General features: G+C 72.5%; 13 protein-coding genes. 9 read left to right on the forward strand and 4 right to left on the reverse strand.

The features are described from left to right. Positions 1-81 precede the first annotated feature (81 nt). The 3 genes from smc (at position 82) to ftsY (ending at position 5,240) form a co-directional block, all read left to right on the forward strand. Positions 82-3,684: a chromosome segregation protein SMC gene (gene smc / locus D9V37_RS04470; protein WP_121804851.1), complete on the forward strand. Its 3,603-nt coding sequence runs from the start codon at positions 82-84 to the stop codon at positions 3,682-3,684. A 55-nt stretch (positions 3,685-3,739) separates the two neighbouring features. Continuing rightward, on the forward strand, positions 3,740-3,928 hold the full coding sequence (locus D9V37_RS04475) for a hypothetical protein (protein ID WP_121804852.1): 189 nt from the start codon (positions 3,740-3,742) through the stop codon (positions 3,926-3,928). A 160-nt stretch (positions 3,929-4,088) separates the two neighbouring features. After that, the gene (ftsY, locus tag D9V37_RS04480; protein WP_121804853.1) at positions 4,089-5,240 is read left to right on the forward strand and encodes a signal recognition particle-docking protein FtsY; all 1,152 of its coding nucleotides are present in this window, start codon (positions 4,089-4,091) and stop codon (positions 5,238-5,240) included. A gap of 12 nt (positions 5,241-5,252) precedes the next feature. On the opposite strand, the gene D9V37_RS04485 is transcribed toward ftsY, so the two are convergent. Then, positions 5,253-5,966, reverse strand: coding sequence for a TetR/AcrR family transcriptional regulator (locus D9V37_RS04485; protein WP_147455864.1), 714 nt, complete (start codon positions 5,964-5,966; stop codon positions 5,253-5,255). Between the two features lie 237 nt (positions 5,967-6,203). Between D9V37_RS04485 and D9V37_RS04490 the strand changes: the two genes are divergently transcribed. The 5 genes from D9V37_RS04490 to ffh are packed head-to-tail and all read left to right on the forward strand — an operon-like array spanning position 6,204 to position 12,136. Further along, positions 6,204-7,556 (forward strand): ammonium transporter, encoded by a 1,353-nt coding sequence (locus D9V37_RS04490; RefSeq protein WP_121804855.1) that lies wholly within the window; start codon positions 6,204-6,206, stop codon positions 7,554-7,556. Further along, complete coding sequence (locus tag D9V37_RS04495; protein WP_121804856.1) at positions 7,553-7,891, forward strand: P-II family nitrogen regulator; 339 nt, start codon at positions 7,553-7,555, stop codon at positions 7,889-7,891. The genes D9V37_RS04490 and D9V37_RS04495 overlap by 4 nt, the downstream gene beginning before the upstream one ends. Before the next feature lie 40 nt (positions 7,892-7,931). Beyond that, positions 7,932-8,270, forward strand: a complete 339-nt coding sequence (locus D9V37_RS04500; protein WP_121804857.1) for a P-II family nitrogen regulator — start codon at positions 7,932-7,934, stop codon at positions 8,268-8,270. 12 nt (positions 8,271-8,282) lie between these two features. Next, positions 8,283-10,556 carry a [protein-PII] uridylyltransferase gene (locus D9V37_RS04505; protein WP_121804858.1) on the forward strand — a complete coding sequence of 758 codons (2,274 nt, stop codon included), beginning with the start codon at positions 8,283-8,285 and terminating at the stop codon, positions 10,554-10,556. Between the two features lie 11 nt (positions 10,557-10,567). Then, positions 10,568-12,136 (forward strand): signal recognition particle protein, encoded by a 1,569-nt coding sequence (gene ffh / locus D9V37_RS04510; RefSeq protein WP_121804859.1) that lies wholly within the window; start codon positions 10,568-10,570, stop codon positions 12,134-12,136. Positions 12,137-12,138: 2 nt separating this feature from the next. On the opposite strand, the gene D9V37_RS04515 is transcribed toward ffh, so the two are convergent. Together D9V37_RS04515 and D9V37_RS04520 are read right to left on the reverse strand one after the other, a co-directional pair. Beyond that, on the reverse strand, positions 12,139-13,482 hold the full coding sequence (locus tag D9V37_RS04515; protein WP_121804860.1) for a PepSY-associated TM helix domain-containing protein: 1,344 nt from the start codon (positions 13,480-13,482) through the stop codon (positions 12,139-12,141). Then, entirely contained in the window at positions 13,479-13,784 is a 306-nt protein-coding gene (locus D9V37_RS04520) for a hypothetical protein (RefSeq protein ID WP_121804861.1), read from the reverse strand. Before D9V37_RS04520 ends, D9V37_RS04515 begins: the two co-directional genes overlap by 4 nt. A 59-nt stretch (positions 13,785-13,843) precedes the next feature. Between D9V37_RS04520 and D9V37_RS04525 the strand changes: the two genes are divergently transcribed. Further along, positions 13,844-14,920: an amidohydrolase family protein gene (locus D9V37_RS04525; protein WP_121804862.1), complete on the forward strand. Its 1,077-nt coding sequence runs from the start codon at positions 13,844-13,846 to the stop codon at positions 14,918-14,920. Between the two features lie 212 nt (positions 14,921-15,132). On the opposite strand, the gene D9V37_RS04530 is transcribed toward D9V37_RS04525, so the two are convergent. After that, complete coding sequence (locus D9V37_RS04530) at positions 15,133-16,773, reverse strand: methyl-accepting chemotaxis protein (RefSeq protein ID WP_121804863.1); 1,641 nt, start codon at positions 16,771-16,773, stop codon at positions 15,133-15,135. Between the last annotated feature and the right edge of the window lie 46 nt (positions 16,774-16,819).

A 16,819-nucleotide genomic window follows, 5' to 3' on the forward strand; every position in this document is an offset into this window, starting at 1 on the left:
GGCTGTGTCACACCAGCCCCACCGGTGTGCCCCAGCTAGCTGCCCGACCTGACTGCCCAGCCCGCCGCCGGAAGGCCCGCCGTGTACCTGAAGAGCCTGACCATGAGGGGGTTCAAGTCGTTCGCCTCCGCGACGACGCTCGCCTTCGAGCCGGGCATCACGTGCATCGTCGGACCCAACGGGTCGGGCAAGTCCAACGTCGTCGACGCGCTGGCGTGGGTGATGGGGGAGCAGGGCGCGAAGTCGCTGCGGGGCGGCAAGATGGAGGACGTCATCTTCGCCGGCACCTCCGGCCGCCCGCCGCTGGGCCGCGCCGAGGTGTCACTGACCATCGACAACACCGACGGCGCCCTGCCGATCGAGTACGCCGAGGTCACCATCAGCCGCACGATGTTCCGCAACGGCGGCTCGGAGTACGCCATCAACGGCACCGGGTGCCGGCTGCTCGACGTCCAGGAGCTGCTCAGCGACTCCGGCATCGGCCGCGAGATGCACGTCATCGTCGGCCAGGGCCAGCTCGACACCATCCTGCACGCCACCGCCGAGGACCGGCGCGGCTTCATCGAGGAGGCCGCCGGCGTCCTCAAGCACCGCAAGCGCAAGGAGAAGGCGCTGCGGAAGCTGGAGTCCACCGAGGGCAACCTGACCCGCCTGACCGACCTGCTCAGCGAGATCCGGCGCCAGCTCAAGCCGCTGGGCCGTCAGGCCGAGGTGGCACGGCGCGCGCAGACGGTGCAGGCCGACGTCCGCGACGCCAAGGCGCGGCTGATGGCCGACGACCTGGCCACCGCCCGGTCCGCACTGGCCGCCGAGATCGCCGACGAGTCGGTGCTGCTGGAGCGCAAGGCCGAGGTGGAGCAGCAGATCACCGACGCCCGCGCGCAGGAGGGCGGCCTGGAGGCGGCGCTGCGCGAGGACCTGCCGCAGCTGGCGAAGGCGCAGGAGACCTGGTTCGGCCTCTCGGGGCTGCGCGAGCGCCTCAAGGGCACCGAGGGTCTCGCCGCCGAGCGCGTGCGCAACGCCGAGAGCCAGGACCTCTCCGGGGAGATCGCCGGCGGCCACGACCCCGACGAGCTGGAGGCGCAGGCCGACCGGATCGCCGAGGAGGAGGCCGCGATCCTGGCCGAGGTCGAGCAGAACCGAGGGGCGCTCGACGACGCGGTCGCCACGCGCACCGACTCCGAGCAGGCCTACAACGAGGAGGAGCGGCGCGTCGCCGGACTGCAGCGCGCCGCCGCCGACCGGCGCGAGGGCCTGGCCCGGCTGCACGGTCAGGTCAACGGACTGCGGCAGCGGGCGGCCGCGGCCCAGGAGGAGGTCGGCCGCCTGGTCACCGCCCAGGACGCCGCGCTCGAGCGCTCGGAGACCGCCGCGCGCGACTTCACCTCGCTGGAGACCCGTATCGCCGGGCTCGACGAGGGCGAGGAGGGCCTCGACGCCGAGCACGAGGAGGCCAGCGTGCTCCTCTCCGGGCTGGAGGAGAAGCTGGCCAACGTCCGCTCGCTGATGACCGACGCCGAGCGCGAGCGCTCGGCGCACGCGGCCCGCAAGGAGGCCCTCGAGCTCGGCCTCAACCGCAAGGACGGGGCCGGCGCCCTGCTCGCCGCCAGCGACTCGCTCTCGGGGATGCTCGGCTCGGTGGCCGCGCTGCTCTCGGTGCGCTCGGGCTACGAGGCGGCCATCGCCACCGCGCTGGGCACCGCCGCCGACGCGGTGGCCGTCCGCGACGCCGACGCCGCCGTGGGCGCCATCGAGCTGCTCAAGACCGACGACCTCGGCCGGGCCGGCATCATCCTCGGCGGCTCGCTCGCCGGGGGCGACGCCGGCTTCGACGACAAGCAGTGGCCGGGCCTTCCCGGCGGTGCGGCGTACGCCGTCGACGTCGTCGACGGTCCCGACGACCTGCGCCCGGCCCTCTCGCGGCTGCTGTTCAAGGTCGCGGTGGTCGACGACCTCGCCGCCGCCCGCGACCTGGTGCGCGAGCTGCCCGACGTCACCGCCGTCACCCGCGACGGCGACCTCTTCGGCGCCCACTACGCCTCGGGCGGTTCGAGCACCGCCCCCAGCCTGATCGAGGTGCAGGCCGCGGTCGACGAGGCCACCGAGCAGCTGCGCCAGGCCAGCCAGACCGTCGAGCGGCTCACCTTCGTCGGCCAGACGCTGGAGCAGCAGCGCCTCGACGCCGCCAATCGCGTCGAGGTCGCGCTGGCGCGGCTGCACGAGTCCGACGCCGCGCTGGCCGCGGTGGCCGAGGAGCTCGCCCACTACGGCTCCACCGCTCGCTCGGCGCGCTCGGAGGCCGACCGGATCGCGACCCAGATCGCCACCGCCGAGCAGGCCCGGGAGGGCTCGCAGACCCAGCTGGCCGAGCTCGAGCAGCGCCTCGCCGCCGCCGAGGACCTGCCCGAGGAGGACCCCGACACCAGCGAGCGCGAGTCGCTGGCCGAGCAGGCCCGCGGCCACCGTCAGGCCGAGATGGACGCCCGGCTCTCGCTGCGTACGGCTGAGGAGCGGGCGCGCGCGCTGCACGGCCGGGCCGACGCGCTGCGCCGCCAGGCCGCGGGCGAGCGGGAGGCGCGCGAGCGCGAGATCGAGCGCCGCCGCCGCGTGGTCCGCGAGGGCGAGGTGGGCGCGGCCGTCGGTCGCGGCGTCGCGATCGTGCTGGAGCGCCTGGAGCGCTCGATCGCGCTGGCCGCCGCCGACCGCGCCGCCGTGGAGGAGGGCCGCGCCGGTCGCGAGGCCGAGCTCGGCGGCGTCCGCGAGCAGCTGCGCGCGCTGGCCCGCGAGCTCGACGAGCTGGTCAGCTCCGCGCACCGCGACGAAATGGCGCGCACCCAGCAGCGCATGCGCATCGAGCAGCTCGAGGAGCGCGCGCTCGACGAGCTCGGCCTCGACGCCGACGCGCTGGTCAACGACTACGGCCCCGACCAGCCGGTCCCGGCGGTCACCGGTGAGGCCACCGGTGAGGTCACCGGTGACGACGAGGACGGCGAGCCGGTCCAGGCCGCGCCGACGCCGTACGACCGCGAGGAGCAGACCAAGCGGCTGCGCAGCGCCGAGCGGGCGCTGGCCCAGCTGGGCCGGATCAACCCGCTAGCGCTGGAGGAGTTCTCGGCGCTGGAGGACCGGCACAAGTTCCTCACCGAGCAGCTCGAGGACCTCAAGAAGACGCGGTCGGACCTGCTCGACATCGTCCGCGAGGTCGACGACCGGGTGCAGCAGGTCTTCACCGACGCCTACGCCGACGTCGCCAAGGCCTTCGACGACACCTTCGCCCGGCTCTTCCCCGGCGGCGAGGGCCGCCTCGTGCTCACCGACCCCGACGACATGCTCGCCACCGGCGTCGAGGTGGAGGCGCGACCGCCCGGCAAGAAGGTGCGCCGGCTCTCGCTGCTCTCCGGCGGCGAGCGGTCGCTGGTCGCGGTGGCGTTCCTGGTGGCCCTGTTCAAGGCCCGCCCCTCGCCGTTCTACATCCTCGACGAGGTCGAGGCGGCGCTCGACGACACCAACCTGGGCCGGCTGCTGGAGATCTACGAGGAGCTGCGGGAGAACTCCCAGCTGCTGGTCATCACGCACCAGAAGCGCACGATGGAGGTGGGCGACGCGCTGTACGGCGTCACCATGCGCCAAGACGGCGTCTCGGCGGTCATCAGCCAGCGGCTGCGCGAGACCGAGGACGCTTGAGCGGCACGTAGGATGATCGCGGTTCGCTCACCACGTCGAAGGCGGTCTGTCCCGGATGCTCCTGCTGCTCCTCCTGCTGGTCGCGGCGCTCGTCGCCGCAGGCGTCATCGCGCTATACGTCGCCTACCCCCACCGCGGTGAGGAGATGCCCGTCGCCCCCCGCGTGGGCACGGCGATGAAGCAGGCCGCCGACGCCATCCCGGTGCTCGAGGACGACGAGGTGCAGGCTGCCCGTCGCAGCTGAGCCCGGTTTCACCGGCCGGCCGGCGAAACCGGGTCACCAACCGGGGCGAACCGGGCGCGAAACGCCCGGGATCGCGCGCCCGTGGTCCGTGATGTCCGCCTCGAGGTGTGACCCGTGGCGCGGGTCGTGCCCGCCCGCGCGGTCCTGATTGGATGAGCTCGTGACTCTCGTGACGCTGATCGTCCTGATCGCGGTGGCCGCGGTCGTGCTCGTCGGGCTGGTGGGCCTGGTCGCCACCCAGCGCCGTCGCCGGGTCGAGCACCCGGCCGAGGACCAGGCGGTCACCGAGGCGCAGTCGGTCCCCACCCGCGAGCCCGAGCCGGCCGACCCCGGGACCCTCGACGGCACCCCGCCGGCCGGCACCGCCACCCTCGAGCTCGAGCGGCCCGAGCCCGCCGCGGGCCGGCTGGTTCGGCTGCGGCAGCGGCTGGCGCGCTCCCAGGGCGGGCTGGGACGCGGGCTGCTCGCGCTGCTCTCGCGCGACCGGGTCGACGAGGACACCTGGGAGGAGGTCGAGGACCTCCTCATCACCGCCGACGTGGGCGTCGGGCCCACCCAGGAGCTGGTCGAGCGGCTGCGCACGCGGCTGCGGGTCGAGGGCGGCCAGAGCGCCTCGGTGCCCGAGGTGCTCCGCGAGGAGCTGATCACGCTGGTCGATCCCACCGCGGACCGTCGCCTCGGCGTCCGCGGGAGCGACGGCCGCCCCGGCGTCGTGCTGGTGGTCGGCGTCAACGGCACCGGCAAGACCACCACCGTCGGCAAGCTGGGCCGGATCCTCGTGGCCGAGGACCGCACGGTCTTGATGGGGGCGGCCGACACCTTCCGCGCCGCCGCCACCGAGCAGCTGACCACGTGGGGCGAGCGGGTCGGCGTCCCGGTCGTCGCGGGCCCCGAGGGCGGCGACCCGGCCAGCGTCGCCTTCGAGGCCGTCAGCCGCGGCGTCGCCGAGGGAGCCGACGTGGTCCTGGTCGACACCGCCGGCCGGCTGCAGAACAAGAGCAACCTCATGGAGGAGCTCGGCAAGGTCAAGCGCGTGGTGGAGAAGCAGGCGCCGGTGACCGAGGTGCTGCTCGTCCTGGACGCCACCACCGGCCAGAACGGGCTGACCCAGGCGCGCGTGTTCGGCGAGGTCGTCGACGTGACCGGCATCGTGCTCACCAAGCTCGACGGGTCCGCCAAGGGCGGCATCGTGGTCGCCGTCCAGCGCGAGCTGGGCGTGCCGGTCAAGCTGGTCGGCCTGGGCGAGGGCCCCGACGACCTCGCGCCGTTCGACCCCGAGGCGTTCGTCGACGCCCTGCTCGGCGCCGGCTGACGCTCTGGCGGGCTAGCGGTTGAGCGCGCCGAGCAGCACCAGGTCGACGAGGCTCTCGCAGTCCTCCATCGGCGGTACCTGCTGGTGCTGCACCACACGCATGATGATCAACCCGGTGATCATCTGCACGGCCGCGACGATGTTGAGGTCCGGACGGACCTCGCCGCGCAGGATGCCTCGCTCGAAGACCTGCGCCAGCTTCTCCTCGGCCGCATCGTTGGCGGCGCGGTAGAGCGCTGCGATCCGCGGGTCGCGGGAGCACTCGGCGATGCTGGTGCGCATGTAGTTCAGGCCGGCCTCGGAGTTGGCGAAGGCCAGGCTGATCCGGAACCACTCGCTCACATCGGAGCGGACGTTGCCGGTGTCGGGCACGGGCAGGCCCTCGGAGTACAGCCGGCTCATCGCCGCCAGCGCGAGGTCCTCCTTCTTCGACCAGCGGCGGTAGACGGTCGCCTTGCCCACCTTGGCGCGGCTGGCGACGTCGTCGACCGTCATGTGGTCGAAGCCGTTCTCGAGGATCAGCCCGGCTGCGGCGTCCAGGATGCGGCCGTCGGCCTCGGGGTCACGCGGCCGGCCGCGCTTGCGGCGCTCGGGCGCGAGGTTGGGTAGCGCCAGGACGCTGCGGTCGGTGTCCCCCGTGGTCGCGGCAGCTGCGGACACCGCGGCCGGGACGCCGATGACCGGAGCGGTCACGGCGCCGGGTTCGGCGGAGATCGAAGCTGTCACCCCTTGAGAGTAATGAAGGGCGAAGGCGTTCCGTCGCGTTTTGCCCGAATGCGGAGCGCGGGTGTCCCAGTTCACCTGGCCGAAACGAAACGCCAGGAGACGTCACCTTGACGAAACACAGGCGGGCCGGCAGCGAAACACCACCGCCGCATCGTTTGCCCAAGATTCCGCTGGCACCCCTCGGGAGGCTCGCGTGCCCGGCGTCTGCGACCTGACCCATAGTTGTAGGAGAGGCCCATGGATGGCTACTTCGCCTGGATGATCGTGGCGACGTTGCTGGTGCTGATGATGACGGTGCCGGCGCTGGCACTGTTCTACGGCGGCATGACGCGTTCGAAGTCCGTGCTGAACATGATGATGATGTCCTACCTGTCGATGGCCGTGGTGGGCATCGTCTGGGTGCTGTGGGGCTGGTCGATGTCCTTCGGGGGCGACGGCGCCGGCAACGCCAACGGCAAGCTGATCGCCAACCCGTTCCACATGTTCGGGCTGGCGCACGTCTCGCCGCAGAACTACATCTTCGTGCTGTTCCAGCTCACCTTCGCCGCGATCACGGCCGCGCTGATCTCCGGCGCGATCGCCGATCGCGTGAAGACCGCAGCCTGGCTGGTGTTCCTGCCGATCTGGGCGACCGCCTGCTACTTCCCGGTGGCGCACAACGTCTTCGCCGGCGGCTGGCTCACCACCACGTTCCCCGCGCTGGACTACGCCGGCGGCACGGTGGTCCACATCAACGCCGGTATCGCCGGTCTCGTGCTCTGCCTGGTGATCGGCAAGCGCGTCGGCTACCCGCGCGACCCCATGCGTCCGCACAACCTCACGCTGACCATGATCGGCGCCGGGCTGCTGTGGGTCGGCTGGTACGGCTTCAACGTCGGCTCGATGGTCTTCACCGACGACACCGTGAAGAACTGGGGCTCCTTCTCCGACCAGTTCGCCGGCGAGATGGGCACGACCTTCATGAACACCACCATCGCGACCATGGCCGCGATGCTCGGCTGGCTGCTGATGGAGCGGATCCTGCACGGCAAGGCCACCTCGCTGGGTGCGGCCTCGGGCATCGTGGCCGGTCTGGTCGCGATCACCCCGGCCTGCGGTGCGGTCAACCTGGTCGGCGCGATCGTCGTCGGCGTGGCCGCCGGCGTCCTGTGCGCCTGGGCGGTCGGGCTGAAGTACAAGTTCGGCATGGACGACTCGCTCGACGTCGTCGGTGTGCACCTGGTCGGCGGCATCGTCGGCACGCTGCTCATCGGCCTGGTCGGCACCGATAAGTCCCCGCAGGGCGTCGACGGCTTCTTCGGCGACATGAACGGCCTGTTCTACGGCGGCAACCTGACGCTGCTGGCCCACCAGGCGCTCGCCGCGCTGTTCACCATCGTGTGGACCGGTGTGCTCACCACCGTCATCGCCTTCGCCATCAAGGCCACCATCGGCTGGCGGATCAGCGACGAGGCCGAGGTCGAGGGCATCGACTACGACCAGCACGGTGAGTCGGCCTACGACCTGCACGTCTCCACCAGCAGCACCGGTGTGCTCCCCGTGCAGGGCAGCCACTCGGCGTCGATCAGCAAGGAAGGCGCATCGGCATGAAGCTCGTGACCGCGGTGATCAAGCCGCACAAGTGGGACGAGGTCCGCGAGGCGCTGGAGACCTTCGGCGTCACCGGCATGACGGTCTCGGAGGTCAGCGGCTACGGCCGGCAGAAGGGCCACACCGAGGTCTACCGCGGTGCTGAGTACGACATCGCCCTGGTGCCCAAGATCCGCATCGAGATCGTCGTCGAGGACGGCGACGTCGAGGACGTCACGGGCATCGTGGTGAAGTCGGCGCAGACCGGTCGCATCGGCGACGGCAAGGTGTGGGTCAGCCCGGTCGAGTCGGTGGTGCGGGTCCGCACGGGCGACCGCGACGAGGCAGCGATCTAGCAACGGCTCGACGACGGCGGTGACGGTAGGTTCTCGGGGTATGAAGATCGTCACCGCCGTCGTGAAGCCTCACAAGTGGGAGGACGTGCGCGCCGCTCTCGAGGCGGCGGGCGTCACCGGCATGACGGTCTCGGAGGTCAGCGGCTACGGCCGGCAGAAGGGCCACACCGAGGTCTACCGAGGTGCGGAGTACGACATCTCGCTGGTGCCGAAGATCCGGTTGGAGATCGTCGTCGACGACGCGGACGCCGCGTCGGTCGCCGACACCGTCGTGGAGGCGGCCCGCACCGGGCGCATCGGTGACGGCAAGGTGTGGGTCGTGCCCGTGGAGTCCGTGGTGCGGGTGCGGACCGGCGACCGCGACAGCTCCGCCCTCTAGCGGAGTCCGGTTCTGAGCGCTGAGGAGCGCGCCCGACGTACGCAGGGCGCCGACGAAGCTTCGATCGCGGCCTTCGCCGCCGCGAGCCCGCCCGAGACCGGTGTCGCGCTGGTCGCGGTCGGCGGCTACGGGCGCGGGGAGCTGGCCCCCTACAGCGACCTGGATCTGCTGCTGGTGCACGACGAGCGGGTCGAGGCCGGCCAGTGGGCCGCCGACCTGTGGTACCCGCTGTGGGACGCCGGCCATCACGTCGATCACTCGGTGCGGACCCCTGCGCAGGCGGCCGAGCAGGCCGCCGCCGACCCGCGCGTGGCGCTGGGCCTGCTCGACGCCCGCCATCTGGCCGGCGACTCGAACCTGACGCTGCGGCTGCGCGGCGACCTGCTCACCCAGTGGCGTCGCGAGGCCCGGCAGCGGCTGCCCGAGCTGCGCGAGCTGGTCTCCTCGCGCGCGAACCTGATGGGCGAGCTGGCCCACTCCTCGGTGCCCGACCTCAAAGAATCCGTCGGCGGGCTGCGCGACGCCACCGTCCTCAAGGCGCTGGTGGCCTCGTGGCTGGTCGACGTGCCGCACGCGGAGCTGGAGCGCTCGCGCACCAGCCTGCTCGACGTCCGCGATGCGCTGCACGCCGTGGCCGGCCGCGCCACCGACCGCGTGGTGCCGGAGTACTGGGGCGAGATCGCCGGCCTGCTCGACCTGCCCGACGACCGCGCGGCGCAGCGCCTCACCCGTGCGGCCGGTCGCCGCATCACGCACCTGTCGCGGCTGACCTGGAGCCGAGCGGAGGCGGTGCTGCGCCGCTCCTCGGGTCCGCGTCGTCCGGCGCTGGAGTCGGTCGGCGGCGGGGTGGCGGTCTCCAACGGCGAAGTGGTGCTCGACCGGGGTGCGCGTCCGGAGAACGACCCGACGCTGCTGCTGCGAGCGGCCGCCGTGGCCGCCGAGCGCGGTCTGGTGCTCTCCCCGGCCACGGCGGCGCGGTTGGTGCGCGAGTGCCCGCCGCTGCCCGACCCGTGGCCGGCCGAGGCGCGCGACCTGCTGGTGCGGCTGCTCGGCGCCGGTCGCGGCCTGCTGGCGGTGTGGGAGACCCTCGACGAGACGGGCTTCGAGACCGGCGCCATCGCCACCTTCCTGCCCGAGTGGGAGCCGGTGCGGCTGCTGCCGCACGCCTCGGTGGTGCACCGGTTCACCGTCGACCGGCACATGGTCGAGACCTGCATCGAGGCCTCGGCCCTGATCCGCCGAGTGGCGCGGCCCGACGTACTGCTGGTCGCCGCGCTGCTGCACGACATCGGTAAGGGCGGTCTGCTCGAGCACAGCGTGGCCGGGGAGCCGGTGGCCCGCGAGATCGCGCGCCGGATCGGCTTCGACGACCGCGAGGTCGACCTGGTCGGGCTCCTGGTGCGGCGCCACCTGCTGCTGCCCGAGGTGGCCACCACCCGCGACGTCGACGACCCTGCGACCGTGGCCGCCGTGCTCGCGCAGGTGCCCGACCGCGAGGCCCTGGAGCTGCTCGTGACGCTGACCGAGGCCGACGCGCGTGCGACGTCGGAGAAGGCGTGGACCGCCTGGCGCGCGTCGCTGGTGCGGACCCTCTTCCGTCGCTGCGTGGAGGCGCTGGGCGAGGGCACGGGCCCCGACGTGGCGGTGCCCGACCCCATCGCGACCGTGCCCGACAAGGTGCTGCGCGACCTCTCCCAGGTGTGGGTGGAGACCGAGCCCACCGACGAGGGCTGCCGGGTGACCGTCGTGGCCCGCGACCGGGTGGGCCTGCTGGCCGACGCCGCCGCGATGCTGGCCCTGCAGCGGGTCTCGGTGCGCGCGGCGCGGGCCTGGACGGTCGAAGCGGCAGACGTCGCCGAGGTGGCGATCGGGCTCTCGCAGTGGGAGGTGGCCGACGTCGAGCTCGACGAGACCGTGCTGCTCCAGCGCCTGGAGAACATCGTGGCCGGGCGACTCGACCCCAGCGAGCGGCTGGCCCGGCGCAGCAGCGCACGGCTGGAGCCGACCGTGGGTGTACGTCCCGAGGCCTCGGCCACCGCCACCGTGCTCGAGGTGCGCGCCGAGGATCGTCCCGGCGTGATCTACGCGGTCTGCCGGGCGCTGGCCGGGCTGGGGCTGTCGGTGCGCTCGATGCACGTGGCCACGCTGGGGCCGCAGGCGGTCGACGTCTTCTACGTGCAGGAGGACGCCGCGGGCGCCCTCGACGAGGTCCGCGCGGCCCGGGCGGCGCACGTGGTCCGGGAGGCGCTGCTGGACACCGTTAGGCTTGAAGATCCCCAGACCTGAGGACTCCTGACTTGTTCGCCACGCTCTCCGACCGGCTCGCCGACACCTTCAAGAACCTGCGCGGCAAGGGCCGCCTGTCCGAGGCCGACATCGACGCCACGGCGCGCGAGATCCGCATCGCGCTGCTGGAGGCCGATGTCGCGCTGCCGGTGGTCAAGGAGTTCGTGGCCGCGGTCAAGGAGCGCGCTCGCGGCGAGGACGTCAGCCAGGCGCTGAACCCGGCCCAGCAGATCGTCAAGATCGTCGATGAGGAGCTCGTCGCGATCCTCGGCGGGGAGACTCGGCGGCTGCGGTTCGCCAAGACGCCGCCCACCGTCATCATGCTGGCCGGCCTGCAGGGTGCCGGCAAGACGACGCTGGCCGCCAAGCTGGCGCTGTGGCTCAAGGGCGAGGGCCACAGCCCGATGCTGGTGGCCGCCGACCTGCAGCGCCCCAACGCGGTCAACCAGCTGCAGGTCAACGGCGAGCGCGCCGGCGTCACGGTGTGGGCGCCCGAGCCCGGCAATGCCCAAGGAGTCGAGCACGGTGGGGACCCGGTGGCCGTCGCCCGCGGCGGCGTCGAGGAGGCCAAGCGGACGCTGCACGACGTCGTCATCGTCGATACCGCCGGCCGGCTGGGCATCGACGCCGAGCTGATGCAGCAGGCAGCCGACATCCGCGACGCCGTGCAGCCCGACGAGGTGCTCTTCGTCGTCGACGCGATGATCGGCCAGGACGCCGTCACCACGGCGCAGGCGTTCCTCGACGGCGTCGGCTACGACGGCGTCGTGCTCACCAAGCTCGACGGCGACGCCCGCGGCGGTGCGGCGCTCTCGATCCGGTCGATGACCGGCAAGCCGGTGATGTTCGCCTCCAACGGCGAGCAGCTCACCGACTTCGACGTCTTCCACCCCGACCGGATGGCCTCGCGCATCCTCGACATGGGCGACGTCATGACGCTCATCGAGCAGGCGGAGAAGGCGTTCGACTCCGAGCAGGCGCTCAAGGCCGCGCAGAAGCTCTCGGGCCAGGGCGGGGAGTTCACCCTCGACGACTTCCTCGAGCAGATGCAGCAGGTGCGCAAGCTCGGCTCGATGTCGAAGATCATGGGGATGCTGCCTGGGATGGGGCAGTTCCGCGACCAGATCGAGAACTTCGACGAGCGCGAGGTCGACCGGATCCAGGCCGTCATCCAGTCGATGACGCCGGCCGAGCGGGCCAATCCGAAGATCATCGACGGGTCGCGCCGCTCGCGCATCGCCAAGGGCTCGGGGCGCACCGTCTCCGACGTCAACCAGCTCGTCGACCGCTTCTTCCAGGCACGCACGATGATGGAGCAGATGGCGCGCGGCGGCGGCATGCCGGGCATGCCCGGCTCGCCCGGCATGGGCTTCGGCAAGCGGGCCAAGGCCCGGCAGGCGCCGCAGAAGAAGAAGGCCAAGGGCTCGCGCCGCAGCGGCAACCCGGCCAAGGCCGCCCAACAGGACGCCCCCAAGCCCGCCGCGGCCCCCGGGTCCGCGTTCGGCCTGGGGGAGGGGTCGAAGGAGTTCGATCCCTCGAAGCTGCAGATCCCGGCCGACCTGGAGAAGTACCTGAAGTAGTCCTAGCGCTCCTCGTCGAGCGCGGCGGCCAGCTCCGGGTCGGTCTCGGGGTCCTCGCGGACGACCTCGGCCACCTCGGTGGGCACGGTGGCGGGCTCGTGGGTGCGCGCGGCACGGCGCCGGCGGCGCTTGGTGCTGCGCCGCACCAGCCAGGTCGAGATGCCGGTGATCGCCAGCAGCAGCGGCGCGAAGGCGAACAGCGTCCACACCAGCCGCCACCAGCCGTTGACGACGTAGCCGGCGTGGGCGGGGTAGCTCCACTGGTCCCACAGCACCTGCGCGGTCGCCTCGCCCGGGCCGCCGTAGTAGTCGCTGGCCCGGCCGGTGTGCCGGTCGACGCCCACCCCGAGGTCGCCGGGGTACTGCGTCTGGCCGTACGGGTCGAAGCCGTCGGAGAACCAGAAGGTGTAGGCCGAGGTGGCGTCGCCCTTGACCGGCAGCCCGGCGTAGACCAGGTCCGCATCGGGGTGCAGCGCCTGCGCGGCCTGCGCGGCGTGGGCGAGGCCGATGTCGGGGGTTCCCTTGGGGGCCTTGGCCGAGACCGGGTCGGCGTAGCTGCGCTCGCTGCCCGGGGTGACGGCGTACCAGGCCTTCTCCATGAAGCTGAGCTCGAAGCCGGCGCCGGTGACCGCCCACAGCAGCAGCGCCGGGATCGCGATCATGCCGGCGACCTTGTGCAGGTCGGTGTCGCGGGCGAACCGGCCGCGCTTCCAGCGCACCGACATCGACGAGCGCCATCGCGAGGGCCGTGGGAACCACAGCCAGATCCCGGTGAGCGAGAGGTAGAGCAGCAGCAGCCCGAAGACGCCGAGCACCAGCGAGCCGCCGGTGACGTCCGCGCCGTCGTCGCCCAGCCAGCCGGTGTGGGAGATGGGCTGGTTCAGCCAGGACAGGTAGCCCGGGTCGCCCTCGCAGGACAAGAAGCACTCGTGCAGGTTTTGCAGGAAGCCCAGCCACGAGGGGGTCTCGCCGACGTGGCCAAGGATCCGTCCGGTGCCGGGGTCGACGGCCCAGGAGGTGGTGTCGTCGGTGACCCGGTAGACGCCGTGCTCGTACCAGACGCCGGTCGCCTCGAAGCTCGGATGCGCCTGCGCCACGATCTCGCGGGCCTGGGGCAAGGTGACGGCGACCGCGTGATGACTGGGCTCGTAGGCCGGCCCCGCCAGCACCCGCTCGAGCTCGGGCCGGTAGAGCAGCAGCCCGCCGCTGGTCGTGATGACCAGCAGCACGAGACCCAGCACCAGCGAGAGCCAGCGGTGGCTGACCACCATGAAGCGACGGACCGGACGCCGCCGGCGGGGTCGGCGCTCCGTCCGCTCGACGGGAGCCTTCAGCGTCTGGGTCACCGCCGCACCGCCTGCACCAGCACGGTCAGGCTCGCAGCGTCGACCGCCGCGGCGACGGCGACGTAGGGCCACCGCAGCCGGTGACCCAGCCGCCACAGGCGGCGCGCTCCGGCGGTCGCGGTCAGCGCACCGGCCAGCTGCAGCACCAGTCCCACGGGACCGAGCACGAGGCCCAGCGCGCCGAGCGCGGGTGCGACGACGTAGGTCAGCAGGCAGCGGGTGGCCGACACCCACAGCCCGACGTGGACGGCGGCGCGGGCCTCCTCGCCGACGTCGGTCGCCGGTGGAGCAGTCACGGTCATGGAAGGTTAGGCTAACCTAAGTTTTCCCGGCCTGTCAGGGGGGTCGGTACGGTCCTGGCATGGTTGCGACGCTGAGGGTCCGAGGTCCGGTGCTGCCCGACGGCGAGGCCCGAGACCTGTACCTGGTGGACGGCCTGATCAGCCTCGAACCTCAGCCGGGTGCCGAGACGGCCGCCGAGGGCTGGGTCGTGCCGGGACTGGTCGACGCGCACTGTCACGTGGGTCTCGACGCGAACGGCGGCGTGGACGAGAAGGAGTGCGAGCGCCAGGCCCTGGCCGACCGCGACGCCGGAGCTCTGCTGCTGCGCGACTGCGGCTCGCCGGTCGACACCAGCTGGATCCACGATCGCGACGACCTGCCGCGGCTGGTGCGTGCGGGCCGCCATATCGCGCGGACGCGGCGCTACATCCGCCACTACGCCCACGAGGTGGAGCCCGCCGACCTGGCCTCCTACGTCGCGCAGGAGGCCGAACGCGGCGACGGCTGGGTCAAGGTGGTCGGCGACTGGATCGACCGGGAGGTCGGCGATCTCGCCCCGTCGTTCCCGGCCGAGGCGGTGGCCGAGGCGATCGCGGTGGCCCACGCCCACGGCGCGAAGGTCACCTCGCACGTGTTCGGGAGGCAGGCGCTGGGCCCGCTGATCGAGGCGGGCATCGACTGCATCGAGCACGGCACCGGGCTGACGCCGGACCTGGTGGACGCGATGGTCGAGCACGGCACCGCCCTGGTGCCGACGGCGATGCAGCTCGACAGCTTCCCCGGCTACGCGTCGGCCGCGGCGGAGAAGTTCCCGGCCTACGCCACCACGATGACCGACCTCCACGCGCGCCGCCGCGAGACGATCATGGCCGCCTACGAGGCCGGCGTCGCGATCTACGCCGGCACCGACGCCGGGGGAGTGCTGCCCCACGGCACCATCGCCGGCGAGGTGGCCGAGCTGGCCGCCTACGGCATCGGCGCCGAGGACGCCCTGGCCGCGGCCAGCTGGAAGGCCCGCGCCTGGCTCGGCCTGCCGCCGACCCTGGCCGAGGGCACGCCCGCCGACCTGGTCGTCTACCCGCGCGACCCGCGGCAGGATCTCAGCGTGCTGAGCGAGCCCTCGCTGGTCGTGCTGCGGGGCCGGGTCGTCGCCTGAGCGGGGCTGGCGTGGTGGCTGGCTGGCGGGTCGGGCTGGCGGGTCGGGCTGGCGGGTCGGGATTCGGGGTGAAACGGACGGTGGGTGACTGAAACTCGTCCCGGTGCGCGTTTCTGGGCCGAATTTCCCGGGGTTTTGCCGGGCACCCGGCAAAACCCCGGAAAATTCCGGGGCGGCGATCCCGCCCGCCACAAGCCCTGGACGTCAGCTCCTCAGGACACCACGAACCGCTCGACCTGCTCACGCAGCGCGCTCGACATCCGGGCCAGCTCGTCGATCGCCGAGCGGGTCTGGACGACCGACTGCGAGGTCTCGCCGGCCGCGTCGGCGACGCCGGCGATGCTCTCGGCGATCTCGCCGGAGGTCCCCGAGGCCTCGGCCACGTTGCGGCTCATCTCGCGGGTGGTGGCGGTCTGCTCCTCCACGGCCGAGGCGATGGTGAGCTGGTAGTCGTTGATGGAGCTGATGATGGTCGAGATCTCCTCGATCGCCGAGACCGCCGACGTGGTGTCGCTCTGGATGGTCTCCACGCGCTGGGCGATGTCCTCGGTCGCCCGGGCGGTCTCCTGGGCCAGCTCCTTGACCTCGTTGGCCACCACCGCGAAGCCCTTGCCGGCCTCGCCGGCACGCGCGGCCTCGATGGTGGCGTTGAGCGCCAGCAGGTTGGTCTGTTCGGCGATCGAGGTGATCACCTTGACCACGTTGCCGATCTCCACGCTGGAGACGCCGAGCTTGGCCACCGAGGCGTTCGTCGAGGCCGCGACGCCCACGGCGTCCGCGGCGACGCGCGCCGCCTCGTTGGTGGAGAGCGCGATCTCGCGGATCGAGGCGTCCATCTGCTCGGCGCCCGCGGCGACGGTGGTCACGTTCCGCGAGACGCGGTCGGCGGCACCGGCGACCACACCCGCCTGGGCCGAGGTGGCCTCGGCGCCACCGGCGATCTGCTGGGCCGACGCGGTCAGCTCCTCCGACGCCGCGGCCACGGCCTCGGCCGAGGCAGCCACGGTGCCGACGATCTCGGCCATCGAGCTGCGGGCGGTCTCGTAGGCGCGGGCCATGTGCCCGATCTCGTCGCGCGAGGCGGCCTCGGTGGTCACCGTCAGGTCCCCGGCGGCCAGCGCGTCGAGCGCCCGGCGCACCGAGACGACGTCACGCAGGATGCGGGAGGCCACGAGCAGCGCGGCCCCGGCCACGGCGAGGCCGGCCAGCACCAGCACCGCGAGGATGAGGCCTCGGGCGTGGCCGGCGGCGGAGATCGAGGCCTGCGACGTCGTCGTCAGCCGCTTCTGGACGCTGGCCTCGAGCTTGCCGCTGAGGTCGATGATCTTGTCGTACACGTCGTACTCGGCGCCCACGATCATGGCGTCGCCGGCGTCCAGGGATCCCGGGGTGTTCTGCCGGTAGGTGGCGACGATCTGGTCGTCGACCTCGAAGAACCGCTTCCACTGCGCCGTCAGCTGCGCGTAGAGCTTCCTCTCGGTGGCGGTCATCGACGCGGTCGGCGTCTCGGCGAGCACCTTGTCGAGCTTGTCGGCGTCGGCGAGGAAGCCGGCCCGGTTGAGGCTCGTGGGGTCCAGCGCCTTCTCGACCGACATCCGCCGGGTGTCCCACGCGTAGGCGACCTGCCAGCCGGTGACGTCGGCGTTGTAGAAGTTGATGGTGCGGACCGCGGTCGACAGCTTCTCCAGCCGCGCGATCTGGCGCGCGTCGCTCTGGGAGCGTCCGGCGAACTGCGCGCCCACCGCGCCGACGATGAGGGCGGCGACGACCCCGACGGCGCCCACGAGAAGGACCTTCCCGCGGACCCCGAGTCGGGTGCGGGGCTCGGTCGGGACGGCGCGGTCGGTCGTCATGGGTGGGGGCTGCTGCACGGATCTGTGACATCTGAGATCGCTTGCT

The sequence above is a fragment of the Nocardioides mangrovicus genome (assembly GCF_003674065.1).
In the GTDB taxonomy this organism is placed as follows: domain Bacteria; phylum Actinomycetota; class Actinomycetes; order Propionibacteriales; family Nocardioidaceae; genus Marmoricola; species Marmoricola mangrovicus.